Origin of the sequence: Pseudomonas salomonii, from assembly GCF_900107155.1 — a bacterium.
Taxonomy (GTDB): domain Bacteria; phylum Pseudomonadota; class Gammaproteobacteria; order Pseudomonadales; family Pseudomonadaceae; genus Aquipseudomonas; species Aquipseudomonas salomonii.
Map to the genome: position 1 here is coordinate 123,850 of NZ_FNOX01000004.1, position 26,848 is coordinate 150,697.

26 protein-coding genes and 1 tRNA gene are annotated in these 26,848 nt (G+C 60.5%); 13 read left to right on the top strand and 14 right to left on the bottom strand.

Annotated features, from left to right (window positions below; all coding sequences use genetic code 11):
- Positions 1-113 precede the first annotated feature (113 nt).
- The 4 genes from BLV67_RS10625 to BLV67_RS10640 all read right to left on the bottom strand — a co-directional run bounded on the left by BLV67_RS10625 (position 114) and on the right by BLV67_RS10640 (position 3,842).
- Positions 114-189: transfer RNA gene (locus BLV67_RS10625), tRNA-Phe, on the bottom strand.
- Between the two features lie 103 nt (positions 190-292).
- On the bottom strand, positions 293-565 hold the full coding sequence (locus BLV67_RS10630) for an oxidative damage protection protein (protein ID WP_056860676.1): 273 nt from the start codon (positions 563-565) through the stop codon (positions 293-295).
- A complete protein-coding gene (mutY, locus tag BLV67_RS10635; protein WP_069786761.1) occupies positions 562-1,629 on the bottom strand; it encodes an A/G-specific adenine glycosylase in 1,068 nt (355 codons plus the stop codon). The genes BLV67_RS10630 and mutY overlap by 4 nt, the downstream gene beginning before the upstream one ends.
- Entirely contained in the window at positions 1,626-3,842 is a 2,217-nt protein-coding gene (locus BLV67_RS10640; RefSeq protein WP_069786762.1) for an AsmA family protein, read from the bottom strand. Before BLV67_RS10640 ends, mutY begins: the two co-directional genes overlap by 4 nt.
- 326 nt (positions 3,843-4,168) lie before the next feature.
- Here BLV67_RS10640 and BLV67_RS10645 point away from each other — a divergent pair, with 326 nt between their 5' ends.
- From BLV67_RS10645 to BLV67_RS10675, 7 genes are all read left to right on the top strand, one after another.
- A complete protein-coding gene (locus BLV67_RS10645; protein ID WP_065930809.1) occupies positions 4,169-5,830 on the top strand; it encodes an OFA family MFS transporter in 1,662 nt (553 codons plus the stop codon).
- 267 nt (positions 5,831-6,097) lie between these two features.
- Positions 6,098-6,691, top strand: coding sequence for an imidazoleglycerol-phosphate dehydratase HisB (gene hisB, locus BLV67_RS10650; protein WP_017138645.1), 594 nt, complete (start codon positions 6,098-6,100; stop codon positions 6,689-6,691).
- Positions 6,691-7,329, top strand: a complete 639-nt coding sequence (gene hisH / locus BLV67_RS10655; protein WP_069786763.1) for an imidazole glycerol phosphate synthase subunit HisH — start codon at positions 6,691-6,693, stop codon at positions 7,327-7,329. Before hisB ends, hisH begins: the two co-directional genes overlap by 1 nt.
- Positions 7,329-7,586, top strand: a complete 258-nt coding sequence (locus BLV67_RS10660; RefSeq protein ID WP_005783916.1) for a DUF2164 domain-containing protein — start codon at positions 7,329-7,331, stop codon at positions 7,584-7,586. The genes hisH and BLV67_RS10660 overlap by 1 nt, the downstream gene beginning before the upstream one ends.
- A gap of 39 nt (positions 7,587-7,625) precedes the next feature.
- Positions 7,626-8,363: a 1-(5-phosphoribosyl)-5-[(5-phosphoribosylamino)methylideneamino]imidazole-4-carboxamide isomerase gene (gene hisA, locus BLV67_RS10665; RefSeq protein ID WP_008435688.1), complete on the top strand. Its 738-nt coding sequence runs from the start codon at positions 7,626-7,628 to the stop codon at positions 8,361-8,363.
- 9 nt (positions 8,364-8,372) lie between these two features.
- Positions 8,373-9,143 carry an imidazole glycerol phosphate synthase subunit HisF gene (hisF, locus tag BLV67_RS10670; RefSeq protein WP_065930807.1) on the top strand — a complete coding sequence of 257 codons (771 nt, stop codon included), beginning with the start codon at positions 8,373-8,375 and terminating at the stop codon, positions 9,141-9,143.
- Positions 9,144-9,209: 66 nt separating this feature from the next.
- Positions 9,210-9,965, top strand: a complete 756-nt coding sequence (locus BLV67_RS10675; protein WP_069786764.1) for a substrate-binding periplasmic protein — start codon at positions 9,210-9,212, stop codon at positions 9,963-9,965.
- Here the strand turns inward: BLV67_RS10675 and BLV67_RS10680 are convergent.
- The 5 genes from BLV67_RS10680 to gpmI all read right to left on the bottom strand — a co-directional run bounded on the left by BLV67_RS10680 (position 9,918) and on the right by gpmI (position 16,443).
- Complete coding sequence (locus tag BLV67_RS10680) at positions 9,918-11,207, bottom strand: Vps62-related protein (RefSeq protein ID WP_069786765.1); 1,290 nt, start codon at positions 11,205-11,207, stop codon at positions 9,918-9,920. The two genes, BLV67_RS10675 and BLV67_RS10680, sit on opposite strands and share 48 nt — an antisense overlap.
- Before the next feature lie 63 nt (positions 11,208-11,270).
- Positions 11,271-12,056, bottom strand: coding sequence for a divergent polysaccharide deacetylase family protein (locus BLV67_RS10685; RefSeq protein ID WP_069786766.1), 786 nt, complete (start codon positions 12,054-12,056; stop codon positions 11,271-11,273).
- A gap of 1 nt (position 12,057) precedes the next feature.
- Positions 12,058-13,365 carry a S41 family peptidase gene (locus BLV67_RS10690; RefSeq protein WP_056860667.1) on the bottom strand — a complete coding sequence of 436 codons (1,308 nt, stop codon included), beginning with the start codon at positions 13,363-13,365 and terminating at the stop codon, positions 12,058-12,060.
- A gap of 30 nt (positions 13,366-13,395) precedes the next feature.
- On the bottom strand, positions 13,396-14,691 hold the full coding sequence (locus BLV67_RS10695; RefSeq protein WP_069786767.1) for a murein hydrolase activator EnvC family protein: 1,296 nt from the start codon (positions 14,689-14,691) through the stop codon (positions 13,396-13,398).
- A gap of 225 nt (positions 14,692-14,916) precedes the next feature.
- Positions 14,917-16,443 (bottom strand): 2,3-bisphosphoglycerate-independent phosphoglycerate mutase, encoded by a 1,527-nt coding sequence (gpmI, locus tag BLV67_RS10700; protein WP_069786768.1) that lies wholly within the window; start codon positions 16,441-16,443, stop codon positions 14,917-14,919.
- 151 nt (positions 16,444-16,594) lie between these two features.
- Between gpmI and BLV67_RS10705 the strand changes: the two genes are divergently transcribed.
- From BLV67_RS10705 to secB, 3 genes are read left to right on the top strand one after another with little or no spacing between them, the layout of a single operon-like run.
- A complete protein-coding gene (locus BLV67_RS10705) occupies positions 16,595-17,008 on the top strand; it encodes a rhodanese-like domain-containing protein (protein WP_017138635.1) in 414 nt (137 codons plus the stop codon).
- 1 nt (position 17,009) lies between these two features.
- Positions 17,010-17,264: a glutaredoxin 3 gene (gene grxC, locus BLV67_RS10710; protein WP_065930800.1), complete on the top strand. Its 255-nt coding sequence runs from the start codon at positions 17,010-17,012 to the stop codon at positions 17,262-17,264.
- A 42-nt stretch (positions 17,265-17,306) separates the two neighbouring features.
- The gene (gene secB, locus BLV67_RS10715) at positions 17,307-17,786 is read left to right on the top strand and encodes a protein-export chaperone SecB (protein WP_012721755.1); all 480 of its coding nucleotides are present in this window, start codon (positions 17,307-17,309) and stop codon (positions 17,784-17,786) included.
- Between the two features lie 132 nt (positions 17,787-17,918).
- On the opposite strand, the gene BLV67_RS10720 is transcribed toward secB, so the two are convergent.
- Positions 17,919-18,374, bottom strand: a complete 456-nt coding sequence (locus BLV67_RS10720; protein WP_065930799.1) for a tRNA (cytidine(34)-2'-O)-methyltransferase — start codon at positions 18,372-18,374, stop codon at positions 17,919-17,921.
- Between BLV67_RS10720 and BLV67_RS10725 the strand changes: the two genes are divergently transcribed.
- Complete coding sequence (locus tag BLV67_RS10725) at positions 18,373-18,813, top strand: hypothetical protein (protein ID WP_065930798.1); 441 nt, start codon at positions 18,373-18,375, stop codon at positions 18,811-18,813. The two genes, BLV67_RS10720 and BLV67_RS10725, sit on opposite strands and share 2 nt — an antisense overlap.
- A 538-nt stretch (positions 18,814-19,351) precedes the next feature.
- Here BLV67_RS10725 and ntrC read toward each other — a convergent pair.
- The 3 genes from ntrC to BLV67_RS10740 all read right to left on the bottom strand — a co-directional run bounded on the left by ntrC (position 19,352) and on the right by BLV67_RS10740 (position 22,794).
- Positions 19,352-20,788, bottom strand: coding sequence for a nitrogen regulation protein NR(I) (ntrC, locus tag BLV67_RS10730; RefSeq protein ID WP_017138632.1), 1,437 nt, complete (start codon positions 20,786-20,788; stop codon positions 19,352-19,354).
- Complete coding sequence (glnL, locus tag BLV67_RS10735) at positions 20,785-21,870, bottom strand: nitrogen regulation protein NR(II) (RefSeq protein WP_017138631.1); 1,086 nt, start codon at positions 21,868-21,870, stop codon at positions 20,785-20,787. Before glnL ends, ntrC begins: the two co-directional genes overlap by 4 nt.
- 387 nt (positions 21,871-22,257) lie before the next feature.
- Complete coding sequence (locus BLV67_RS10740; RefSeq protein ID WP_069786769.1) at positions 22,258-22,794, bottom strand: chorismate mutase; 537 nt, start codon at positions 22,792-22,794, stop codon at positions 22,258-22,260.
- A gap of 450 nt (positions 22,795-23,244) precedes the next feature.
- Between BLV67_RS10740 and BLV67_RS10745 the strand changes: the two genes are divergently transcribed.
- Entirely contained in the window at positions 23,245-23,484 is a 240-nt protein-coding gene (locus BLV67_RS10745) for a DUF6124 family protein (RefSeq protein ID WP_069786770.1), read from the top strand.
- Between the two features lie 69 nt (positions 23,485-23,553).
- Here the strand turns inward: BLV67_RS10745 and glnA are convergent, their stop codons facing one another.
- A complete protein-coding gene (glnA, locus tag BLV67_RS10750; RefSeq protein WP_065930795.1) occupies positions 23,554-24,960 on the bottom strand; it encodes a glutamate--ammonia ligase in 1,407 nt (468 codons plus the stop codon).
- A 334-nt stretch (positions 24,961-25,294) separates the two neighbouring features.
- Between glnA and thiI the strand changes: the two genes are divergently transcribed.
- A complete protein-coding gene (thiI, locus tag BLV67_RS10760; RefSeq protein ID WP_069786771.1) occupies positions 25,295-26,749 on the top strand; it encodes a tRNA uracil 4-sulfurtransferase ThiI in 1,455 nt (484 codons plus the stop codon).
- Positions 26,750-26,848: the final 99 nt, after the last annotated feature.

The following is a 26,848-nucleotide window of genomic DNA, read 5'->3' on the forward strand; positions in this document are numbered from 1 at the left end:
ATATGTTTGGGCTTACAAGGGAACGGTTGGGAACCGTAGAAAGCAAAAAACCCGCACTAGGCGGGTTTCTTGTGTGCTTTCAGGTGTGCTTGGCATCACCTGAAAACGAAAGGTGGTGCCCAGAGACGGAATCGAACCGCCGACACGGGGATTTTCAATCCCCTGCTCTACCGACTGAGCTATCTGGGCAACGGGGCGCATTAAACGGGTTTTTCAGGGGGTCGTCAAGCAAGTTTTCAAAAAATATTTAATTATTACCGTCGCTTACGTGCCGACCCCGGTTTTTGATCAATTATTGAGCAGGCGGCACGTAGCCGTCGGCCTTGGCGTAATCCTCGCCGGAAAAGAACTTGTCCATTTCGCCCGCCAGGTATTTACGGTCTTCGGCGTTCATCATGTTCAGGCGTTTTTCGTTGATCAGCAGGGTCTGGTGTTTCAGCCAGTCGCCCCAGGCCTGGGCGGAGATATGTTCGAAAATATCCTGGCCCTTGGCGCCTGGGTACGGAGGACGTTCCAGGCCTGGCAGTTCTTCTTTGTACTTGCGGCACATTACGGTGCGGGTCATGACGAAACTCCTGCGTTCAATACGTCGGCCGCGCGCTTCAGCAGTTTTTTCACCGGGGCGGCAAGGCCCAGGCGCGGCGGGGTGGCGAGGTTATACCAGAGCCAGTCGGCCTCGGCCACGTGATGGGCGGATTCCTCGACCTGCACCAGCCAGGGTTCGATGGCCAGCTGGAAGTGGCTGAAGGTGTGGATCAGCCCCGGCAGCGCCTGTTGTTCGCCCAGAGCCAGCGCGTGCTGGTTGGCGAGGTGTTCCAGGTCTTGCAGGTCATCAAGTTCCGGCAAGCTCCACAAACCGCCCCACAGGCCCGTGGACGGGCGACGGTAAAGCAGAATCGCGCCCTCGGCGTTGGCCAGCAGTGGCATCAGCGTGCGTTTTTGCGGGATGGTCTTGCGCGGCTTGGGGATCGGGTAACGCGTCTCCAGGCCGAGCATATGGGCTTCGCAGCCTTTTTCCAGCGGGCACAGCAGGCAGCTGGGCTTGCTGCGCGTGCAGAGCGTGGCGCCCATGTCCATCATTGCCTGGGTGTAGGCATTGACGCGATCGTGGGGCGTAAAGCGCTCAGCGGTGGCCCAGAGCTGTTTCGCGACCTTGGGTTCGCCGGGGTAGCCTTCTTGCGCGGTAAAGCGCGCCAGCACGCGTTTAACGTTGCCGTCGAGGATCGGCGCGCGCAGGCCCATGCTCAAGCTGGCGATGGCGCCGGCGGTTGAGAGGCCAATGCCGGGCAGCTCAGTGAGCTTTTGCACATCCTTGGGAAATTCGCCGCCGTATTCAGCGACCACGATTTTGGCAGTCTTCTGCAGGTTACGTGCACGGGTGTAATAACCCAGGCCCGTCCACAGGTGCAGCACTTCATCTTCCGGCGCGGCGGCCAGGGCTTCGACCGTCGGCAAGGAAGCCATGAACCGGTCGAAATAGTTGAGCACCGTGCTCACCTGGGTCTGTTGCAACATGATCTCCGAGACCCACACCCGGTAAGGCGTGATGCCCTGTTGCCAGGGCAGGTCATGGCGACCGTGGCGGTCGTACCAGTCCAGCACCGCCTGTGAAAACTGCTCGTTTCTCATCGTTTGAACAGGCCTTTAAGGGCGTCTTTAAGCTGCGGATTTACCTTGTCGAGCTTCTCTTCGATCTTATCGCTGAGCTTGTTGCCGGCCGCTTTGATGGCGACCTGGGTGAAGCCGTCCTTGTCCAGGCGGCAGGCCTTGGCGCCCAGTTCCAGCGGGCCACGGCAGCGCAGCGGCACTTCGATGTTCTGGAAGTTGGCGCCGACCTGGCAGGCCGGGTCCGGCACGTCGCGCTGGTCGCCTTCGACGATGATGCCGACGCGGTAGTCCATGCCCAGCACACGCAGGTCGACGTCACCGTTGCCGTTGACCGCCAGGCCCGGGATGCGCACTTTGAGGTCCGGGTTGCTCGCTACGCCGTTACGCAAGTTAAGTGTGCCGCGCAGCTCCTGGAACGGTGTGTCCTTGCCCTGTGGCGTGGTGCTCAGTGTTTTGCGATTGAGCAGCGCAATGCCGGTACACAGTTGCTGTTCAATGTTGGCGTTGAGCAGTGCGCCGTTAGTGATCACAAAGCTGGCGGTACCGTTGAGGCTGTCGATCAGCGCCTTTTGGCTGTTGCCACGGCCGCTGAGGTTGCTGTCGAGAGTGACCTGGCCTTTGACCGGCGGGTTTTGCCCCTGGGCTTGCAGGATGCGTTCAACCGGCACTTGCTTGATGTGGGTTTGCAGCGCCAGCAGCGGGATGTCCTGGCGCACATCGAGTGTGCCGTTGGCCTGGAAGGTGCCGTTGTAGAGGCCGCCGCTCAAAGTGTCGAGCTTGAGCTGGCCATCGGCGCCGGAGGCCTTGAGCGCTGCATTCTGGATCGGCAGCTTGCTTAAGGTCAGCTGCCCAAAGGCCAGGTCGGCGTTGACGTCCAGGGCGCGCAGGCGGGTCAGTGGCAGCAGTTTGTCGGTGCTCCACGCGCCTTTGGTCGGGGCTTCCGGCAATGGTGTGGTGCCACCTGCGGCCATGGCGCCGGCTTCGCTGTTCTGCACTTCGGCCTGGCGGGCGGCGGTTGCGCCTTTGGCCGATTCGGACTTGGCCGGCAGGTAGTTATCAGCGTTGAAGGTGTCGCCCTTGAGCTGCACGCGCAGGGCTTGCCTGGCAAAGTCATCCACGGCGATACGACCGGTGAAGGTGCTGCCGTCGAGTTTCAGGTTCAGGTCTTCCAGCGCCACGCTGGTCGGGGTGCCCTTGAGGCGGCTGACCAGCTCGACTTTGCTCAGGCTGCCGTCAGCCATGGGCGGCAGCGGGTGGCCGACGCTGTCGAGGAACTTGGCCAGGTCAAACTGGGCAATCGACAGCGCGCCGCTGACTTGCGGGGTTTTGTTCAGGTCATTGACCTTCAGTTCGCCCAAGGCGCGCAGTTGGTTGGCGGAGAGCTTGAGGTTGGTCCATTCGGCGATGTTGGCCGCCAGGTCCACCAGCAATTGGCCCTGGGTGGAGAAGGTCACGGTCTTGCCTTGCAGCGGCTCGCCGGTGGCTTCGCCGCTGAGTTTCATGTCTTCGAACTGGTAGCGTTGCAGGGCACGCTGGATACGCAGGTTGCCGTTCAGTTCGGTTTTGACACGCATCAGTGGCTGGTTGCTGCCCAGGAAGGCGGTGAGCTTGAGTGGAATGCTCGCGCCTTCGTGCACGGCGCCGGCGCTCAGTTGGATACTTTCGGCGCTGAACTGTTTGCCGGTCTGCTCATCGTTGTATTCAACGCGGGCGTTGTTGATGGTCAGGCTGTCGATGTCCAGGCGGATCGGCTTGGGCGGCTTTTCCGGTTCGGGCTCGGCCGGGGCTTGCGTTGGGGCAGGGGCGCCGGCGGCTTCGGCTGCATCCGGCACATTTTTGCCGATGTCTTCCCAGTTGCCATGGCCTTGCTTGTCACGGTTAAGGCGCAGGTTGAGGCCTTCGACACGCACATCGCTCATCTGCACTTCGCGGCGCAGCAGCGGCAGCACGCGCACCGACAGGCCGAGCATCTGCAAGTCGGCGAACGGTTGGGTCGGGTTGGTCATGGTCGCCACGCTGGCTTCATGCAGCTCAAGGCCCAGCCAGGGGAACAGGCTCCAGCCGATATCGCCATTGAGCGTCAGCTCGATGTGGGCCTTGTCGCGGGCAATCTGGCGAATCTCGTCTTTGTAGTCGTTGGGATCGAAGAGGTGGGTCAGGGCAAAGCCCAGGGCCACAATGATCAGCAACAGCCCGAGGAGTACCAGACCCAGGATTTTGCCGAACGCTTTCATGGGCGAGTCCTTGTATGTCGATTTCAAAATTTAGCCGCAGAGTATAACGCCCGAAGGCCTGCGTCAGTTCACGCATCGTTACATTGTATCTAGCACCGGCAAAGTCGGATTTTGCTGTCAAACACATCAGTTTGAGTAAAAAAGGTGATGTCAGTTTGGTTTTTCTGTCACCCACTGGTGCTAATCTTTGCGGGTTCGTCTGTCGTCTGCGACACAAAGTCGCGCTTAAAAGGAGCTTTACTCAACAACAACGGCCAACGCTCTGCGTGCAAGGTCGAGGGAGAGAGTGCCTGACGGACACATACTAATAACTGGGGGAAACACCAATGAGCACTAGCACTGCGGCCGGTAGTACTGCCGCACAGCCTGCGTTCCTGTCCAAGGAACGCATTATCGCCAAGCCTGGCTTCAACCGCTGGCTGGTTCCACCGGCCGCCCTGGCCATCCACCTCTGTATCGGCATGGCCTACGGGTTCTCGGTATTCTGGCTGCCGCTGTCCAAGGCACTGGGTATCACCGCACCGGTCGCCTGCGCGCCGGACATGAGCTTTATCGCGCAAGTCTTCTCGTCCCAGTGCGACTGGCCCATCTCCATGCTGGGCTGGATCTACACCCTGTTCTTCATCTTCCTGGGCTGCTCGGCGGCCATCTGGGGTGGCTGGCTGGAACATGCCGGGCCACGCAAAGCCGGTGTTGTCTCGGCTTTGTGCTGGTGCGGCGGCCTGTTGATCTCGGCGCTGGGGATTTATACCCACCAGATCTGGCTGATGTGGATCGGCTCCGGTGTGATTGGCGGTATCGGCCTGGGCCTGGGCTACATCTCGCCGGTGTCGACCCTGATCAAGTGGTTCCCGGACAAGCGCGGCATGGCTACCGGCATGGCGATCATGGGCTTCGGCGGTGGCGCGATGGTGGGTGCACCGTTGGCCGCAGCGCTGATGGGCCATTTCGCCTCGCCAACCAGCGTGGGTGTGTGGCAGAGCTTTGTGGTCATGGCCGTCATCTACTTCGTGTTCATGATTGGTGGCGCACTCTCGTACCGCGTGCCGCCGACCGGCTGGAAGCCTGAGGGCTGGACCGCCCCGGCGAAAAAAGCCAGCAACGCGATGATCACCCACCGCCACGTGCACGTGAACGTAGCGTGGAAAACCCCGCAATTCCGCCTGGTATGGCTGGTGCTGTGCCTGAACGTGTCCGCCGGTATCGGCATCCTCGGCATGGCGTCGCCGCTGCTGCAGGAAGTGTTCGGTGGCAAGTTGCTGGGTGTGGATGTGCCGTTTGGCCAGCTGGACGCAGGTCAACTGGCTTCCATTGCGGCCATCGCTGCAGGTTTCACCGGTCTGTTGAGCCTGTTCAACATCGGTGGCCGGTTTTTCTGGGCGTCGTTCTCCGACTACCTGGGCCGTAAAAACACCTACTTCGTGTTCTTCGCCCTGGGCTTTGCCCTGTACGCGCTAATCCCGAACCTGGGGCACCTGGGCAACGTGGCACTGTTTGTGGCGGCGTTCTGCATCATCCTGTCGATGTACGGCGGCGGTTTTGCGACCGTGCCTGCGTACCTGGCCGACCTGTTCGGCACCCAGATGGTCGGCGCGATCCACGGTCGTCTGTTGACCGCTTGGGCGGCGGCCGGCGTGCTGGGCCCGGTGTTGGTGAACTACCTTCGCGAATACCAGCTGAGCATCGGCGTTCCGCGCGCTGCGGCCTACGACATCACCTTGTACATCCTTGCAGGCCTGCTGGTGCTGGGTTTCCTCTGCAACCTGCTGGTGCGCCCGGTGGCCGACAAGTACTTCATGACCGACGCCGAGCTGGCTGCCGAACAGGCGCTGGGCCATGACAAAGGCGCTGATGCCAGCACTTCGCTGGAGTGGAAAGCGGCCCCTGGTACTGTGCCGATGGCGATTGCCGCCTGGCTGGTGGTAGGTATTCCGTTGGCGTGGGGTGTGTGGGTGACCCTGCAGAAGACAGCGGTGTTGTTCCACTAATCCCGCCTGATCGTTCCCACGCTCCCGCGTGGGAATGCAGGCTGTGACGCTCTGCGTCACCATGGCGCAAGGCTTCAGTCGAGCGTCGACAGCGGAACGCGGAGCGTCCCAAGCGGCATTCCCACGCAGAGCGTGGGAACGATCTTTGCGCACCATGCTGGGGCGCATTCATCAACTCGTCAGTCTTATCCCCTTCGATGTTTCTGTTTAGCGCCCGCACCCCTATAATGGCTGCCTTTTTCGCCCAATGATTTTGCGGAGCTGGTGATGGCCGAACGTAAGGTATCCGTCGAGCGCGACACTCTGGAAACCCAGATCAAAGCCTCGATCAACCTGGATGGCACCGGAAAGGCCCGATTTGATATCGGTGTCCCTTTTCTTGAGCACATGCTGGACCAGATCGCCCGTCACGGGCTGATCGACCTGGATATCGTCAGCAAGGGCGACCTGCATATCGACGACCACCACACGGTGGAAGACGTAGGCATCACCCTCGGCCAGGCATTTGCCAAGGCCATCGGCGACAAAAAAGGCATCCGTCGCTACGGCCATGCCTATGTCCCGCTGGACGAAGCGCTGTCGCGTGTAGTCATCGACTTCTCCGGCCGCCCGGGTCTGCAGATGCACGTGCCGTACACCCGCGCTACCGTGGGCGGCTTCGATGTCGACCTGTTCCAGGAGTTCTTCCAGGGCTTCGTCAACCACGCACTCGTCAGCCTGCACATCGACAACCTGCGCGGCACCAACACCCACCACCAGATCGAAACCGTGTTCAAGGCATTCGGCCGCGCACTGCGCATGGCCGTAGAGCTGGATGACCGCATGGCCGGGCAAATGCCATCGACCAAGGGCGTTCTGTAATGCAGACGGTCGCGGTTATCGATTACGGCATGGGTAACCTGCACTCGGTGGCCAAGGCGCTCGAGCACGTAGGCGCCGGCAAGGTGCTGATCACCAGCGATGCCAACGTGATTCGCGAAGCCGACCGCGTGGTGTTCCCCGGCGTCGGCGCGATTCGCGATTGCATGGCCGAGATCCGCCGCCTGGGCTTTGACAGCCTGGTGCGTGAAGTCAGCCAGGACCGCCCGTTCCTCGGCATCTGCGTGGGCATGCAAGCCTTGCTCGACAGCAGTGAAGAGAACGGCGGCGTCGACTGCATCGGCCTGTTCCCCGGCCAGGTGAAGTTCTTTGGTAAAGACCTGCACGAAGACGGCGAGCACTTGAAGGTGCCGCACATGGGTTGGAACGAAGTCAGCCAGACCGTCGAACACCCGCTGTGGCACGACATTCCGGACCTGGCGCGTTTCTACTTTGTGCACAGCTACTACATCAATGCCGGTAACCCGCGCCACGTGGTGGGCGGCGGGCATTATGGCGTCGATTTCGCCGCCGCGCTGGCCGACGGTTCGCGCTTTGCCGTGCAGTTCCACCCGGAGAAAAGCCATACCCATGGCCTGCAATTGCTGCAGAACTTCGCCGCGTGGGATGGTCGCTGGTAATGGCCAAGAAGCCGAAGCCGCCTATCTTGAACCTCACGCCCGAACAGGAGCGTGAGGCAACCGACAAGATCAAGCGTTTCATGGAGGACCGTTTCGAGCTTAAGTTGGGCTCGTTCGAGGTCGCCGAGATTCTTGAGCTGTTCACCACCGAAGTGGCGCCGCACTATTACAACAGGGCGATTTTCGATACGCAGACGCTCCTTAAAGAAAGGTTCGAAAGCATCGAAAGCGACCTGTGGTCGCTTGAGAAACCCTGATTTCCCAAGCATTGCTGAATATCGAATAAGGTTTGCCAGATGCTGATTATCCCCGCTATCGATCTCAAGGACGGCGCTTGTGTACGCCTGCGCCAAGGCCGCATGGAAGACTCCACCGTGTTCTCCGATGACCCGGTGAGCATGGCTGCCAAATGGGTAGAAGGGGGCTGCCGTCGTCTGCATCTGGTGGACTTGAACGGCGCCTTCGAAGGCCAGCCAGTCAATGGCGAAGTGGTGACCGCCATCGCCAAACGCTACCCGAACCTGCCGATCCAGATCGGCGGCGGCATTCGCTCCCTGGAAACCATCGAGCACTACGTCAAGGCTGGCGTGAGCTACGTGATCATCGGCACCAAAGCGGTGAAAGACCCGGCGTTTGTGGCAGAAGCCTGCCGTGCGTTTCCGGGCAAGGTGATTGTCGGCCTGGATGCCAAAGACGGCTTTGTCGCCACCGACGGTTGGGCTGAGATCAGCACCGTGCAGGTCATCGACCTGGCCAAGCAGTTCGAAGCCGACGGCGTGTCCGCCATCGTTTATACCGACATCGCCAAAGACGGCATGATGCAGGGCTGCAACGTGCCGTTCACCGCAGCGCTGGCCGCCGCGACCAGGATCCCGGTGATCGCCTCCGGTGGCATTCACAACCTGGGTGACATCAAGTCGCTGCTGGACGCCAAGGCGCCCGGCATCATCGGCGCCATCACCGGCCGCGCGATCTACGAAGGTACTTTGGACGTCGCCGAAGCCCAGGCTTACTGCGACGCCTACAACGGCTGAGGACTGACCATGGCGCTGGCCAAACGCATCATCCCTTGCCTGGACGTCGACAACGGTCGCGTGGTCAAGGGCGTCAAGTTCGAGAACATCCGCGACGCCGGCGACCCGGTGGAAATCGCCCGTCGCTATGATGAGCAAGGTGCCGACGAGATTACCTTTCTCGACATCACCGCCAGCGTCGACGGCCGCGACACCACCTTGCATACCGTCGAGCGCATGGCCAGCCAGGTGTTTATCCCGCTGACCGTGGGCGGTGGCGTGCGCACCGTGCAAGACATCCGCAACCTGCTCAATGCCGGTGCGGACAAGGTCTCGATCAACACCGCTGCCGTGTTCAACCCGGAGTTCGTCGGCGAAGCCGCGCAGCACTTCGGCTCGCAATGCATCGTGGTCGCCATCGACGCCAAGAAGGTTTCCGCGCCGGGCGAAACCCCGCGCTGGGAGATCTTCACCCACGGCGGTCGCAAGCCCACCGGCCTGGACGCGGTGGAATGGGCGATGAAGATGGAAGCCCTGGGCGCCGGTGAGATCCTGCTGACCAGCATGGACCAGGACGGCATGAAAAACGGTTTCGACCTGGGCGTGACCCGCGCCATCAGCGATGCGCTGGGCATTCCGGTGATCGCCTCCGGCGGCGTCGGCAACCTGCAGCACCTGGCCGACGGCGTGATCGAAGGCCATGCCAGCGCGGTGCTGGCGGCGAGCATTTTCCACTTTGGCGAATACACCGTGCCTGAGGCCAAAGCCTATATGGCCGCGCGCGGTATCGTCGTTCGCTAAACGCTGCTGGACACCCTGGCAGGCGCGGGGCACTCTCTGCGCTTGCCATGGATCCCGGTAGCCTTCATGTTCAAGACCCTTCTGCTTGCTCTCGCCAGTACGTCCATTCTGTTGACGGGCTCGGCTCACGCCGAAGAACCGTCCGACGCCTCCCTGGTGTTGCTGACGGAAAACTTCCCGCCTTACAACATGGCGAAAAACGGCAAGAACTTCGCCAAGGAAGAAAACATCGAGGGCATCGCCGTCGATATCGTGCGCGAGACGTTCAAGCGTGCGGGCATTTCCTACAATCTGACTTTGCGTTTTCCTTGGGAGCGCATCTACAAGCTCGCCCTGGAAAAGCCCGGTTACGGCGTCTTTGTGACGGCGCGTTTGCCGGACCGCGAAGCCCTGTTCAAATGGGTCGGCCCCATCGGCCCGGATGATTGGGTGATGCTGGCCAGGGCCGACAGCAAGATTGAGCTGACAGACCTTGAACAGGCCCATCGATACAAGATAGGCGCCTACAAAGGTGACGCCATTGCGCAGACCCTGGAAAAGCAGGGCCTTAACCCGATCGTTGCGCTGCGTGACCAGGACAACGCGCAAAAACTGGTAGATGGCCAGATCAACCTGTGGGCCACCGGCGATCCTGCGGGCCGTTATCTGGCTCGCCAGGTGGGGGTGACCCAACTGAAAACCGTGCTGCGCTTCAACAGTGCCCAGTTGTACCTGGCGCTGAATAAAGACGTGCCGGATGAGGTGGTGGCCAAGCTTCAGGCGGCACTCGACCAGTTACGGGATGAGGGTGGGGTCGATCAGATCATGGCCCGTTACCTCTAGCTCAGACTGCGCTTGGTGCGTTTGCGCCGCTGGCGGTGGTTCGTCAGGCAGCGGCTCGGCGTTTGGATAATCGCTCAGGTAGATGTTGTCACCATTGGTATAGCTGGCGGTGCTTGAAACCTGGCTACCGTCTTGTCGCAGCAGGCGGTATTCGCTGTGTAGAAGGTAAGCTGCAACGGCTTTCTTTGGCTGAACGTAGGTGATGATTTCCAGCGACGAAGCCTGGTCCCAGCCTTTGGCCGAACGTTGCGTGTGGGTGAAGTCGCGATCCAGGTGCGCCGAAAAATTCAACTCGCAAACCTGTTCGCCGCCTGGCCACTCTTTGCCCAGGTCGATGCTGGTGTTGGCCGCCAGAGCCTTGGCAGTCCCACCTGTTTCACCTTTTGCAGCCGTCCACATGAACGGCTGACGGGTCGCTTCGATGTTGTGCCCAAAACCTACACAAAGGTGGCGGTCTGCGCGTTCCAGGCGATAGGTCGGCGACGACTGAAACTGTTCAATCACGGTCAATTCCGGGTCTTTGACACAGAACCAGGGCAGCTCGCACGCCTGGGGCGTGTGGGCGGTTTCATCAGGTTCCGGGCGTTCGTACCCGCTGAGGGTCGGCGGTGGCAGGTCGTGCAACTGCGCTGTCAATGTCAGGCACAGCGAATAGGCCTCAAGGCTTGGCCTGGCATAGTTGCCAGTGCCGATGAAGGTGCCGGGGGCCAGGTATATTTCGCCGGCGGGTGCATCGGGAGGTGTCACCGACCAGAGGCTCAAATCGCTGGCGGCGCCGCTGCCTTTATCGTCCCAGATCAATTCGCCCGCTTGAGCGGCCATCACCAGGTCTTCTCGCACGCACCGCACGGCATGGCGTGAGGGTTTGTCGTAGTCCACGCCGTACACCAGCCCCATCGCCACATAGCCTTCCGGTGGCAGCGGGCGCCAGATGGACGCATTGCCCAGCGCTCCGGTGCCTTCATCCTGCCACACCAATTGATAATCGACGGGCGCACGCAGGGCTGTGCCATCGACCTTGTTCGCGTCGCTGACCACGGCGACAACGTTGGCGTGGTTGATATTGCGATAGTGGTTCACCGCAATATCACCCAAGGTAAAAAACGGGCTCAGGGCATCGGAGGCGGTGCTCGGCCGCCAGAGGCCGACGGCTTTGTGCGCGCCCGACCCTTTGTCGTTCCACAGTGGCAGAAACTCGCTGGTAAAGCTGATGAGCAGGTCATTGAATTGCAGAGGCTTCATGGAGGGCTCTCCAGTTGATGGGAGCATCAACTATCGAGCAGGGCAGTCAGTACCGAGCGGTAACTATCTACGCGCCGGAAGATACGTACCGTTTTTGCCGTGTGCCGCCATGGCTTGGTTGCTGCGCACACTGATCATCAACTTGATATCAATCCAGTCGATGCCCTGGGCCTTGAGCTTGGGCAACTCACGCTCCAGTACCGCCAGCGTTTGCGGGTAAGGGTGGCCGATCATCACCACCGAGCCCTGTTTGTGCGCCAGCTTGATCGCGGTTTGCAATTGCGTGGCAATCGCCGCCTCGGTGCGTTCGTCATCCAGGAACACATCCCGCGAGACATGCGCCAGGCCGATCTTCTGCGCCTCGGCGGCGGCGACGGTCTGTGCGCTGGTGCGGCTGTCGACAAAGAACTTGTTGCGCCGTTGCAGCTCGGCCATCAACCACGCCATCGCCGCTGGCTGGGCGGTCATGCGGCTGCCCATATGGTTGTTGATGCCGGCGGTGTAGGGCACGGCCTTGAAGGCGGCGTCCAGGCGCTTGCCGAGTTCTTCGATGGGCAGCTCGGGGTGCCAGGCGAACGGGCCGGTGGCTGGGTCCATGGGCATGTGCAGGATCACGACCTTGCCGGCCTTGTGCGCTTCACGGGCGAATTCGGCGGCGTGGGGCGTGTCGGGCATGATCGCCGTGGTCACCGGCCCTGGCAGGCCCAGCACGCGACGGTCCCGGGGCAGGTTTTGCCCCAGGTCGTCGATGATAAGGGTCAGGTAGGCCTTTTGCGGCTCGCCGGCAGGCGTCGCGTGGGCGACGCCTGCCAGGCTGAACAGCAGAGCGATGATCAGGGCAAAACGCATATCAACGGCTGCGCGTAATGCTCAGGCCTTTAAGCAGGCTGAGCGCCTGGGCCAGTTGGTAGTCGTCGTCCTGCGGCATCGGCTTGGCTTTGGTGCCACTGCCGGTCGGCTGGTCGGCGCCGCCGTTGCCATTGCCCAAGTGACCTTGCAGGTCGGCCTCTTTGTAGTACTCGCTGTCGACCTCGTTGGTAATCTTGGCCCGGCGCACCTCGATGTCCGGCACGATGCCCTGGGCCTGGATCGAGCGACCGTTCGGCGTGTAGTACAACGCCGTGGTGATCTTCAGGGCGCGGTCGTTGTTCAGCGGCAATACGGTTTGCACCGAGCCTTTGCCGAAGCTGGTGGTGCCCATCAGCACGCCGCGCTTCTGGTCTTGCAGGGCCCCGGCGACAATTTCCGACGCCGAAGCGCTGCCACCGTTGATCAGCACGGCCAGTGGCACGCCTTCGCTCAGGTCGTTGCCGGTGGCCGAGAAGCGCAACTCGGAGTTGGCGATACGGCCCTTGGTGTACACGATCAGGCCTTTGCTGATGAAGTGGTCGACCACTTCAACCGCCGACTGCAGCACGCCGCCTGGGTTGTTACGCAGGTCGAGCACGATGCCGTTGAGTTTCTTGCCGTTGTCTTTGCGCAGTTTGGCCAGGGCCTTGGCCACTTCGTCGCCGGTCTTGACCTGGAACTGGGTGATACGGATGTAACCGTAGCCCGACTCCAGCAACTGGCTCTTCACGCTCTTGACCGTGATGGTCGCGCGGGCCAGGGTCACGTCAAACGGGTTGCCGCCGTCGCGTACCAGGGTCAGGGTGATTTTCTGGCCGAGCTTGCCGCGCATCTTGTCGACGGCCTCGGTCATGGACTGGCCACGGGTCGGCTGGCCGTTGATCTTCACGATCAAGTCGCCGGCCTGAATGCCCGCCTTGGACGCAGGGGTGTCATCGATCGGCGAGACCACTTTGATCTGGCCATCTTCGGAACCGACTTCGATGCCCAGGCCGCCGAACTCACCGCTGGTGCTTTCCTGCAGCTCGGCAAAGTCTTCCGGCCCCAGGTAAGCGGAGTGCGGGTCGAGGTTGCTGAGCATGCCCTTGATGGCATTTTCCAGCAGGGTCTTGTCGTCTACGGGTTCGACATAGGCTGCCTTGATCCGGTCCATGACCTCGGCAAAGGTACGCAGCTCGTCCAGCGGCAGCGGCGCCTTGGTGGTCGCAGCGGTGGCGGCGGGTGCAGCCTGGTCGGCAAAAGCCAGAGGCGCGCCGATCACCAGGGCGATCGTCAGGGCCAGCGAAGTGAGGCGGGACAAATGCAGCATGTCGAACGAACTCCTAATGTAGGTGCAGCCCTATCCTTGGGAACGGCACCATTGTGCAGGGTCGCTCGGGCGGCCCTGCTGACGAATAGCGAAGTACAGCGCCGGGGTGTCCTGGCCGCCACTGTTACCGACAGTGGAGATGGATTCACCGGCTTTTACAACATCACCTGCCGACTTGAGTAATGTCTGATTGTGGCCGTAAAGGCTCAAATAGCCATTGCCGTGGTCAAGAATCACCAACAAACCGGCGCCGCGCAGCCAATCGGCAAACACCACACGCCCACCGTGAACGGCGTGGACCTGGCTGCCGGCGGCGGCGCTGATCATCACCCCATCCCACTTGGCGCGGGTGTCATCGCCACGGGTTTCACCAAAGCGCGCCAGTAGTCGACCATCAACGGGCCATGGAAGTTTTCCGCGGGCTGAAGCAAAAGGGCCGCCGAAGTTCTCGCCGGAGCTGGAAACCAGCGGCCCAGGCGCTGCGCGCGCCGGTTTACGCGGCGCTGGCGCGTCAGTGGTGGCGGCCAGCTCGGCTTCACGCTGGCGCTTTTTTTCCGCTTCCTGCTGGGCGATCAGCGCTTTTTGCCGCGCTTCTTCAGCCTCACGTGCCTGGCGCGCCAGGGTTTCTTCGATGGTTTTGAGCACTTTGCCCAGGTCAGCCTGGTCTTGCTCGCGGGCCTGGAGCTTGGCGTCGCGGGCTTTCACGTCATCATTGAGCTTGGCCAGGGCTTGCTGGCGTTCTTTGCGCACCTTGTCCAACTGGTCGCGCTGGGTGTCGAGGGCGGTTTTCTGATCAAGCAATTGCGACTGCTGGTCGGCGATTTCCTGCTCGACATTGGCCAACTGGCGCAGGGTTTCATTAAAACCCTTCAATTGCGCCAGGCGGGCCTTGCTCAGGTAGTCGTAATAGGTGAGGGTGCGCGCGAATTTCTCGGGGTTCTGCTGGTTGAGCAGCAGCTTGAGGTATTCCTGGCGGCCGCTCTGGTAGGCGGCGCGGGCCTGGATCGCGATCAGGCGTTGCTGTTCAACGCGTGCGCTCTGGAGTTTTTTTTTCTCAGCGTCGAGTCGCTCCAGTTCCGACTCGCTCTTCTTTAATTCTTTTTGTAGCTCCTGGACCTGCTTCTCGAGCTTGCCCATCTCGGTTTCCGTGCCGCGCAGGTCTTTCTGCACCCCGGATTTTTCTTCCTGGAGCTTGCCGAGCAGTTTTTTCAGCTCGGTAATGTCCTGACGCGTAGCGTCCAACTGTTGTTGGGTTTGTGCGCGCTCATCGGCAAACGCCGGTTGGAGCAAGCAGACTAGAGCGAGGGTAATCAAGGCGCGAAGCATAGAGGCGGGCGACACCAGGGAAAGGGACGGCCTAGTATGCCCGCCAAGCGCCGCAAAAAAAACGCCCAATTCGGGCTGGAGAGCAAGATATCTCACGGACGCCACATGCAGATGTGGGAGCTGGCTTGCCTGCGATAGCGGTGTGTCAGTGAACTGTGTAGTCGACTGGCAGAATGCTATCGCGGGCAAGCCCGCTCCCACACTGGTTTTGTGGTGAGGCTGGGATCAGACCAGAATCGAAGTACCGGTCATCTCTTTCGGTTTCTCCAGCCCCATCAGTTTCAGCATGGTCGGCGCCACGTCCGCCAGTACGCCGCCTTCGCGCACTTTAAGGTCACGCTTGCCGACATAGATGAACGGCACCGGCTCGGTGGTGTGGGCGGTGTGGGCTTGCCCGGTGGATTCGTCGGACATCTGCTCGCAGTTGCCGTGGTCGGCGGTGATCAGCGCTTCGCCGCCGACTTTCTCCAGGGCGTCGACGATGCGACCGACGCACAGGTCCAGGCATTCCACGGCTTTTACGGCCGCTTCCAGGTTGCCGCTGTGGCCGACCATGTCGCCGTTGGCGTAGTTGACCACGATCACGTCGTAACGCTGGTGTTCGATGGCATCGACGATTTTGTCAGTGACTTCCGGCGCGCTCATTTCCGGCTGCAGGTCGTAGGTGGCGACTTTTGGCGACGGGATCAGGATGCGTTCTTCACCCGGGAACGGCTCTTCGCGGCCACCGGAGAAGAAGAAGGTCACGTGGGCATATTTTTCGGTTTCGGCAATGCGCAGCTGAGTCTTGCCGTTTTTCGCCAAATAGTCGCCCAGCACGTTTTCCAGGCTGCCCGGCGCGAATGCCGAAGGGGCCGGGATGTTGGCGGCGTATTGGGTAAGCATGACGAACTCGGCTTTCGGCTGGCGTGCGCGCTCGAAGTCCTTGAAACCGGCGTCAACGAATACGTGGCTCAGCTCGCGCGCACGGTCGGCGCGGAAGTTCATGAACACCAGGGCGTCGCCGTCTTCGACTTTGACCGGCTCGCCGATGGTGGTGGCTTTGACGAATTCGTCGCTCTCGCCACGCGCATAGGCGGCTTCCAGACCTTCCTGGGCGGTGGCGGCGTGAAATTCGCCCTGGCCTTCCGCGATCAGGTTGTAGGCCTGGGCGACACGGTCCCAACGGTTGTCACGGTCCATGGCGAAGTAACGGCCGACCAGGCTGGCGATGCGGCCCTTGCCGAGGGCGGCGAAGGTGGCGTCGAGCAGTTCGATGGACGATTGCGCGCTTTTCGGCGGCGTATCGCGGCCGTCGAGGAAGGCGTGCAGGTAGATTTTTTCGGCGCCGCGCTTGAAGGCCAGTTCGGCCATGGCAACCAGGTGGTCCTGGTGGCTGTGTACACCGCCGTCGGACAACAGGCCCATAAAGTGCACGGCTTTGCCGGCGGCTACGGCTTTATCCACCGCCGCGCAGATGGTCGGGTTCTCGAAGAACTCGCCATCACGGATCGCTTTGGTCACGCGGGTGAAGTCCTGGTATACCACTCGTCCGGCGCCCAGGTTCATGTGGCCGACTTCGGAGTTGCCCATTTGGCCGTCCGGCAAGCCCACATCCATACCGGAACCGGAGATCAGGCCGTTGGGCACGGTGGCGGTCAGGCGGTCGAGTACCGGCTTCTTGGCCGAGTACACGGCGTTGTCGTGGTGGCTTTCACTGTGTCCAAAGCCATCGAGAATTATCAGGACCAAAGGTTTAGGCGTGGTAGTCATAGATCCTCTCGCGGCGCTAATAAAGGAAGACAATTGAAAAGGGAGTAGCAGTCTAAAGCGAAGTTCCGACCACGTCACCGCTTTACGGGGGTTGGCCGCCCCTGACGGCTGTGTATACTTACCGCCATTTTAACGCCCTGGAACCTCCTTGATGGTTGATCACCTGATTGCATTTGCCACTGCCCACTACCTGCTCGCGGGTGCCTTCGTCATCCTGCTGGCGCTGCTGATCGCTCATGAAATGAGTCGCGGTGGCCGCAGCCTGAGCACGTCGGAGCTGACCGCGCTGGTCAACAAGGATGAGGCCGTTGTCGTGGATATTCGCCCGGCCAAGGATTTCGCCGCCGGCCATATCGTCGGCGCCCTGAACATTCCGCAGGACAAGCTGATCGCCCGCTTGCCCGAGCTGGAAAAACACAAGGCCAAGACCATTATTCTGGTCGACGCCCAAGGCCAGCACGCCGGCACCCATGCCCGCGAGATGCTCAAAGCCGGTTTTACCGCCGCCAAACTGTCCGGCGGTATCGGCAGCTGGAAGGCCGATAACCTGCCGCTGGTGAAGTGATATGAGCCAGGTTGTCGTTTACTCCAGCGATTGGTGCCCTTACTGCATGCGGGCCAAGGCTCTGCTTGAGAAAAAGGGCGTTGCCTTCGAAGAGATCAAGGTCGACGGCAAACCCCAGGTGCGCGCCGAAATGGCCCAGAAAGCGGGACGCACGTCCGTGCCGCAGATCTGGATCGGCGACAAGCATGTCGGTGGGTGCGATGACCTGTTCGCTCTGGAGCGCGCCGGTAAACTCGATGCGCTGCTGCTCGTCTGACTCCTAAACCCTAAAAGACCCCAAGATCAAGAAGGATCTGCGATGACTGACCAACAGAACACCGAAGCAGCAGAAGCTCAAGGCCCACAGTTTTCGCTGCAGCGGATCTACGTGCGTGACCTGTCGTTCGAAGCGCCGAAAAGCCCGGCCATCTTCCGTCAGGAATGGACCCCAAGCGTTGCGCTGGACCTGAACACCCGTCAAAAGGCTCTGGAAGGCGACTTCCACGAAGTCGTGCTGACCTTGTCCGTGACTGTTAAGAACGGCGAAGAAGTAGCTTTCATCGCTGAAGTGCAACAGGCTGGTATCTTCCTGATCCAGGGCCTGGACGAAGCGTCCATGAGCCACACCCTGGGCGCGTTCTGCCCGAACATCCTGTTCCCGTATGCCCGTGAGACCCTGGACAGCCTGGTCACCCGTGGCTCGTTCCCTGCGCTGATGCTGGCGCCGGTGAACTTCGATGCCCTGTACGCGCAAGAGCTGCAGCGCATGCAACAGGAAGGTTCGTCGACTGTTCAGTAAGCTGTTCTGAGCAACGACACCGATCAAATGTGGGAGCGGGCTTGCTCGCGAATGCGGTACTTCAGTCGATATCTTCGTTGACTGACACTCCGCTTTCGCGAGCAAGCCCGCTCCCACATTTGTTATGCGGTGTTATTTAAAGCCGAGTTGGCGCCAGCCTTCATAGACAGCGACGGCCACGGTGTTGGACAGGTTCAAGCTGCGGCAACCCTCGCGCATCGGCAGGCGCAGACGATGGCCCTCAGGCAGTGCATCAAGCACCTCCGCCGGCAGGCCACGGCTTTCCGGGCCGAACAGGAAGGCGTCGCCTTCGGCAAAGCTGGCATCATGAAACGGCCGCGAGCCCTTGGTGGTGAACGCGAACAGCCGCGGGTGGCCCAAACTCTCCAGGCAGCTGGCGAGGTCGGCGTGGCGCTTGAGCGTGGCGTACTCGTGGTAGTCCAGCCCGGCGCGACGCAGGCGTTTGTCGTCCATGTCAAAGCCCAGCGGCTCGATCAAATGCAGGTGGCAGCCACTGTTGGCGCACAGCCTGATAACGTTGCCGGTATTCGGCGGAATTTCTGGTTGAAAAAGGATGACGTGAAACATGCACGGCTCCGAAGGCAAAGATGCGCTGCATTCTACCCCTGAAGACGACCCAAGGCCGAAGCTATTGCCACGGGTGATGGGCTCATTGGCAATTGTTGGTTTGATGATCGGGCTGATGATCGGCCGCCTGACCACGCCGGATCCGGTCGAACTGCAGCAGGTAGAAACAGCGGCAGACGGCGTGGTGGTGTGGTTCAACAGCGAACCCAAGCTGCACGGCGAACACGTCGACGGCACCGTTGCAGTGTTGTTCGACGCGCAAGGCAAGGCTGCCAGCGGGCAACTCAAGGTCAACGACAAGGACGTGAACTGGCGGGTTCGCAAAACCGATGGCGGCTTGCTGCTGAACCTGGTGGCGGCTCGGCCGTTGCGCGGGGAGTGGAAAGGCGAGAAGGCTGATGGCCGCTGGCGGCTGGAGATCCATCTCCAAGAGCAATAAAAGAGGGAGTTCCCGGCCTGCCTGTACCAGGGCTCCCAAAACGGGGTGAAGCCATGAAGGCTTCGGTGTTAAAGAGGGAATCCCCGGCCTGCCTGTACCGAGGTTCCCGAAACGGGTGTGGGGCGCGACGCGATGCGCATCAAGCACCCCAGGTGTAAAGAGGGGATTCTCGGCCTGCCTGTACCAAGGTCCCCGAAACTGGGTGATGTAAGGGTTATTGCAGGGCGCGTGCCAGAAGTTGAAATGTGCGCCAAAAAATTACGCCAGAAAGCGCAAAGCCCCGGAATACGGGGCTTTGGTGTTTTTGCGATTTGATGTTTTCTTGATTCGGCGGGTGTTTCAGGCTGGCTGGATGTGCGCGATGCTAGTTCATGGTGCATTGAAGCGGTGCACTCCACCTGATCGTTCCCACGCTCCGTGTGGGAATGCATCGTGTGACGCTCCGCGTCACCAGTGCACAGATCTGAACTTGCGGTGAGGCTCGGACGCGGAGCGTCCGGGGAGGCGTTCCCACGCCGAGCGTGGGAACGATCAGCAGTTAGGCTTCATCACCCTCATCATCATCCCCACCATCGACCTTCATGCCCAACTCCTTGATCTTGCGCGTCAAGGTATTGCGGCCCCAGCCCAGCAACACCGCGGCATCGCGACGGCGGCCGGCGGTGTGCTTCAGGGCAGTTTCGATCATGATCCGCTCGAACGCCGGCACGGCGCTGTCCAGCAGGTTCGACTGGCCGCGTGCCAAAGCCTGGTCGGCCCATTGGCGCAGCGCCTGCTCCCAGTTGGTCACCGGTGCCGAATCCTGCGGCAGGCTCAACAGCTCCGGCGGCAGGTCGCTGATGTGCACTTCGCGCCCGGACGCCATCACCGTGATCCAGCGGCAAGTGTTCTCCAACTGGCGCACGTTACCCGGCCACGGCAGGTTCTTGAGGTATTCCTCGGTCTCGCTTTTGAGCAGCTTCGGTTCCACCGCCAGTTCTTGCGCGGCGCGGCTGAGGAAGTGGCGGGCGAGGGTCGGGATGTCTTCGCGGCGATCGGACATCCGAGGGATGTGGATACGAATTACGTTGAGGCGGTGAAACAAGTCCTCACGGAATTTGCCCGCGTGTACCAACGTTTCCAGATTCTGGTGCGTCGCCGCAATGATGCGCACATCAACCTTGACCGGCGTGTGCCCGCCGACGCGGTAGAACTCACCGTCTGCCAATACGCGCAGCAAGCGTGTCTGGGTATCTGCCGGCATATCGCCGATTTCATCCAGGAACAGCGTGCCGCCGTCAGCCTGTTCGAAGCGCCCGCGACGCAGGTTGGCCGCGCCGGTGAACGCGCCTTTTTCATGACCGAACAGCTCGGACTCCATCAAGTCCTTCGGAATCGCCGCCATGTTCAGCGCGATAAACGGCGAGGCCGCCCGTGGGCTGTGACGGTGCAGCGCGTGCGCCACCAACTCTTTACCGGTGCCCGACTCGCCGTTGATCAACACGGTGATGTTGGAGTGGCTCAAACGCCCGATGGCGCGAAACACTTCCTGCATCGCCGGTGCCTCACCGATGATTTCCGGGGTGCGGGTCAGGGCCGGTGGGGCTTCCTGGCTTTGTTGTTCCTGAGCGTGCTGGTTGGCGCGCTTGACCAGCGCCACCGCCTCGTCCACATCGAACGGCTTGGGCAGGTATTCAAAGGCACCGCCCTGATACGACGCGACAGCGCTGTCCAGATCCGAGTGCGCGGTCATGATGATCACCGGCAAACGCGGGTGCTGCTCGCGGATGCGCGCCAGCAAGTCCAGGCCACTGGCGCCGGGCATGCGGATGTCGGAGATGATCACGTCCGGCTGCTGACGAGCCAGGCGGCTCATCACCCCGTCGGCGCTGTCGAAGCTCTGGGTAGTCATGCCTTCCTGTTGCAAGGCTTTCTCGAGGACCCAGCGGATAGAACGGTCGTCATCGACGATCCAGACAGTTTCACTACGGCTCATGTCGTGGGGGCTCCTTGTTCCAATGGCAGGAAGATCGAGAACGTGGTGTGGCCGGGATGGCTCTCACATTCGATCAGGCCCTGGTGCTGGCTGATGATGTTCTGGGTAATGGCCAGGCCCAGCCCGGTACCGTCCGGGCGGCCGCTGACCATGGGAAAGAAGATGGTTTCCTGCAGTTCCGCAGGAATGCCCGGGCCGTTGTCGATGATCTCGACCTTGGTCACCAGGCGATGGCGCACATGGCCGATGGTGAACTGGCGCAGGGCGCGGGTGCGCAGGCTGATGCGGCCCAGGCGCAGCTCGTTCTGACTGCTGATGGCCTGCATGGCGTTGCGCACGATATTGAGCACCGCCTGAATCATCTGCTCGCGGTCGATCAATACGTCGGGAATGCTTGGGTCGTAGTCGCGCACCAAGGTGATGCAGCCCTGGCTTTCGGCCTCGACCAACTGGCACACGCGCTCCAGCACTTCGTGCACGTTGGTCATCGCCAGGGACGGCAGCTTGTTGGAGCCGAGCATGCGGTCCACCAGGTTACGCAGGCGGTCGGCCTCCTCGATGATGACGTTGGTGTAGTCCTTGAGGTGTTCCTCCGGCAGCTCACGGGCCAGCAACTGCGCCGCGCCGCGAATGCCGCCGAGGGGGTTCTTGATCTCGTGGGCCAGGCCGCGCACCAGCATTTTGCTGGTTTCCTGCTTGGACAGCTGCGCTTCTTCTTTGGTGATGCGCAGCAGGCGGTCGCGCGGGTGCACTTCGAGCAACAGCAAGGTCGCGCCATTGCTCAGGATCGGGGTCACGGCGTAGTCGACCGTCAGGGTCTGGCCGGTGAGGGCGGTGAGCATCGCTTCGCGCTTGGTAAACGGGTGCGCCTGCTCCACGGCCTGGCGCAACGAACTCAAGGCCTCGGCCGACTCGGTGAACAATTCGCTGATGAACTGCCCATGGCTGCGCTGGCCGCTGATGGCCAGGAGCATCTCCGCCGCCGGGTTCATGTACTCAAGACGCAAGTCGTCATTGAGCAGGATGGTCGCGGTGGTCAGGTTGTCGAGTAACAAACGGTGCAGTGCATCGCTGATGGTCATCGGGACCTCTTTTGGAGCAAGGCGCGGGCTTGAGGCACACGCTGATACAAGGAAAATGCAAAAACCAAACCAAGGCTCCGAAAAGAAGCGTTAAACCCCTGAAATAAGGGTTTTAGGCGCGAAACTGTGGCGTTCTGCCAGCGTGATCGAGAAGAATCGAACCAAAATGGGCTGGATGGGTGGGAAGTGTGCAGGCTATCGCACCAATATAGTGCGATTTTGGAAAGTTTGTTCAGGAAGGCGCGGAAGGTACATCTGAATGCGCCCAATCCAAATGTGGGAGCGGGCTTGCTCGCGAAGGCGGTGTGTCAGTTAACACATGTATCGACTGATTCGCCGCCTTCGCGAGCAAGCCCGCTCCCACAGTTTTGATTGGGTTTGCAGGCTTTAACCTTTGAAGATGCACAGCTCGGCGGTGGCGCGGATCATTGCCAGTTGGCGCAGCGGATCATTCAGCGGCTCATGCACGGCGGTGGCCAACCACTGCGGGCACTGTGGATCGGTGCGCTGCGGGGTGAAGTCGGCCAGTTGCTGCAGGAGGGTTTTTTGCAGTTGGTCCAGTTGCGGCCGAATCTGCTTCACCAGATCCGGGCGCGGGTCGTCGGGGGCCTTGCCCTGGAACTGCCAGTCGGACAGGTGGGTGTATTGCACCAGCTTGTTGGCCTCGATCTGCGCCGAAAAAAACTGCTCGGCGGCAGCGGGGTCGAGTTTGTAGCTGGGGGCCTGGGCGGTGACGCTGGCGATCACCTCTTGTTCGCGCTTTTTGTCCTCTACGGGCTTGTGGCTGTCCCATTTGCTCAGGGCTACCTGGTCGGCAATCTCCAGGCGCTCGGCGATGCTGTTGAGCAAGGGCTCCAGAGTGGGCGGTGCCGCGTTGGCTGTGGCGCAGGCGAATAACAGGGCGAATGCAAATCTATGTTTCAACGTAGATCTCCTTGTGGGAGCGGGCTTGCTCGCGAAGGCGGTGTGTCAGTCACCCGATGCATTAACTGATACGCCGCTTTCGCGAGCAAGCCCGCTCCCACATTTTGATTGGGTTTGCAGATTTTGGGCAGTGTCAGCCAGAGGCTACCTTAACTTGCGTGCTTGCCTACAGGTGCGCCAGAATCCGCCGGCTTGTACGGCTGGCTTGTCGTCTCTAAGGTTGCTCGGTCGCTGCTCATCAGCGATCAGGTTTAGTAGCCTGGATTCGAATTGTAGGTCGTGCATTCTCCATCAATCAGATTTCCCAAATCTGTGCTTGATGGTGGCTGTGCGCAGGGCATCCTCGGATGCGCCGGGCTTCTACATTCACCGGTCTACTAACCTGCGCACAGCCGCCACCCTTTCGTTTAGTAGCGAAGCGAAGGCGGCCTCATTAGAGGAATGTAGAAAATGTTCAAACCAACGCCAAATCCGCCTCCGTCCGTCTTCACCATCGACCCTGGCAGCGACGACGAATCCCTGCTGATCAACAGCTTCGAAGCCTTTACCTCGGTCAGCACCTTGTTGCTTGATTTGTCCGAGGCCCTGGAAGGCAAGCACCGCGATACCGTCCTGGCGATTCACCAGCTCAGCGCCCTCGGCACCTTGATGGTGGGCAACATGCTCGACCGCCACGCCCCGGCTCGCTAAACGCCAGGCAAAAAAAGACCTCCCGAAGGAGGTCTTTTTCGTTACGCCACGTTAAGCGGCGCTACCGGATCAGCAGCTGTAGTACAGCTCGTATTCCAGTGGGTGTACGAAGGTGCGTACTTTGATTTCTTCTTCGCTTTTCAGCTCGATGTAAGCGTTGATGAAGTCGTCGCTGAATACGCCGCCTTTGGTCAGGAACGCACGGCCCTTGTCCAGCTCTTCCAGGGCTTCTTTCAGGCTGCCGCACACTTGTGGGATCTCTTTGGCCTCTTCAGGCGGCAGGTCGTACAAGTTTTTGTCGGCGGCGTCGCCTGGGTGGATCTTGTTCTGGATACCGTCCAGGCCAGCCATTACCAGCGCAGCGAAGGCCAGGTATGGGTTGGCTGCCGGGTCCGGGAAGCGAGCTTCGATACGGCGAGCGCGCGGGCTGGACACGTAAGGAATACGGATCGAAGCGGAACGGTTACGCGCCGAGTAGGCCAGCATTACCGGTGCTTCGAAACCTGGGACCAGACGCTTGTAGGAGTTGGTCGACGGGTTGGTGAAGCCGTTCAGGGCCTTACCGTGCTTGATGATACCGCCGATGAAGTACAGGGCAGTGTCGGACAGGCCGGCATAACCTTCGCCAGCGAAGGTGTTCTTGCCATCTTTGGCGATGGACAGGTGAACGTGCATACCCGAACCGTTATCGCCGTACAGAGGCTTAGGCATGAAGGTAGCGGTACGGCCGTAGGCATCCGCCACGTTGTGTACGCAGTACTTCAGGGTCTGAACTTCGTCAGCCTTGGCTACCAGGGTGTTGAACTTCACGCCGATTTCGTTCTGGCCGGCAGTCGCCACTTCGTGGTGGTGAACTTCGATGACCAGGCCCATTTCTTCCATGGCGTTGCACATGGAGGTACGGATTTCGTGGTCGTGGTCGAACGGCGGAACCGGGAAGTAACCCCCTTTGACGCCTGGACGGTGGCCTTTGTTGCCGCCTTCGATGTCCTGGTCAGACATCCACGAACCTTGTTCGGAGAAGATCTTGAACATGGAGCCGGAGATGTCGGACTTGAACTTGACCGAATCAAAGATGAAGAATTCCGGCTCCGGGCCTACGAATACGGTGTCGCCGATACCGGTCGACTTCAGGTACTCCTCGGCGCGCTTGGCGATCGCACGTGGGTCGCGGTCGTAGCCTTGCATGGTCGAAGGCTCGATCACGTCGCAGACAATGATCAGGGTTGGGTCTTCGGTGAACGGGTCGAGTACGGCAGTGCTGTCGTCCGGCATCAGGATCATGTCGGAAGCTTCGATGCCTTTCCAGCCGGCAATGGAGGAACCGTCGAACATTTTGCCTTCTTCGAAGAAAGCATCATCCAGCGCGTCGCGAGCCGGCATGGTCACGTGGTGCTGAGTACCTTTAGTGTCCGTGAAGCGCAGATCAATCCACTTAACGTCATGATCTTTGATGAGTTGAACCGACTTCGACATGGTGTCCTCCGGGTGGCTTCGGGCTGGGGTAGTGGAGTTAGCCCTTAGAATGTGGGTGATGCCGGCGCGAATACTCGACCAAGGCAACCTGCCTCACAAGAGAGCAAATTGCATGCCAGTGCGCCAACATGGCCTTTTTGCCTCAAAATGGCCCCTATAACGGTGCAATCCGCTGAAGCGGAATAAATAACGCACTGCAATGTAGCGTTAATTTGCGCAAATGACCCGTTTTGGTGCGTTGTATCTGTGATGCATATTAACTGGTTAAACCTTGAGCGATTTCCGCTATAATCCGCGCCCCCCTTTTTCAGCAGGCCCGGCGCGCGCTGTTTCCATGAAACTAATCGTAAAAGTCTTCCCCGAGATCACCATCAAAAGCCGACCGGTACGGACGCGTTTCATCCGTCAGTTGGCCAAGAACATCCGTGCCGTGCTCCGCGATCTGGACCCGGCTGTGGTGGTGAACGGCGTGTGGGACAACCTCGAGCTGGAAACCCGTATTACCGACGCCAAAGCCTTGAAGGACATGACCGAGCGCCTGAGCTGCATGCCGGGCATTGCGCATTTCCTGCAGGTGGATGAGTACCCGTTGGGCGACTTCGACGACATCACCGAAAAGTGCAAACAGCACTACGGTGAGTCGCTGGAAGGCAAGATCTTTTCGGTGCGCTGCAAGCGTGCCGGCAAGCACATCTTCAGCTCCATGGATGTGGAGAAATACGTCGGCAGCAAGCTGCGTCGCGAGTGCGGCGCCGCCGGAATTTCCCTCAAAGCGCCGCAAATTGAAGTGCGCATGGAAATTCGCGACCAACGGTTGTTTGTGATCCACAGCCAGCACAACAGCATCGGCGGCTACCCGCTGGGCGCACTGGAACAGACCCTGGTACTCATGTCCGGCGGTTTCGATTCCACGGTGGCGGCCTACCAGATCATGCGCCGCGGCCTGATGAGCCACTTCTGCTTTTTTAACCTGGGCGGGCGTGCACACGAATTGGGCGTGATGGAAGTCGCGCACTTTATCTGGAAGAAGTACGGCAGCTCCCAACGCGTGCTATTTGTAAGCGTGCCGTTCGAGGAAGTGCTGGGCGAAATTCTCGGCAAAGTCGATAACAGTCATATGGGCGTGGTATTGAAGCGTATGATGTTGCGCGCTGCGTCCCGAATCGCCGATCAGTTGCAGATCGACGCGTTGGTGACCGGTGAAGCGATCTCCCAGGTGTCCAGCCAGACGCTGCCAAACCTGTCGCTGATTGATTGCGTCACCGAGAAGCTGGTCTTGCGCCCGCTGATCGCCAGCCACAAGCAGGACATCATCGACCTGGCAGAAGAAATCGGCACGGCCGACTTTGCCAAGCACATGCCTGAATATTGCGGGGTCATTTCGGTGAACCCCAAGACCCACGCCAAGCGCAACCGCGTGGAGTATGAAGAACAACAGTTTGATATGGCGATTCTTGAGCGTGCGCTTGAGAACGCCAAACTGGTCCCGATCGATCGCGTCATCGATGAATTGGACCAGGATGTGCAAATCGAAGAAGTCAGCGAAGCCCTGGCCGGCCAGATCGTCGTCGACATCCGTCACCCGGATGCCGCCGAGGATGAGCCGCTGGAAATCGCTGGCATCGACGTGCAAGCGCTGCCGTTCTACGCATTGAACGCGCGCTTCAAGGAACTGGATAACAGCCGTCAGTACCTGCTGTATTGCGACAAAGGCGTGATGAGTCGCCTGCATGCCCACCATTTGCTCAGTGAGGGGTATGCCAATGTGCGCGTTTATCGACCGAGCTAAGAGCCCGGGGCTGTTTGCCTGTGGCCTGCGTCACCGGCCCCCCGACTCTGCCGTCAAGCTGTAACGGCAAGGCCTGACTCTACTGTTAATCGCTGCCAC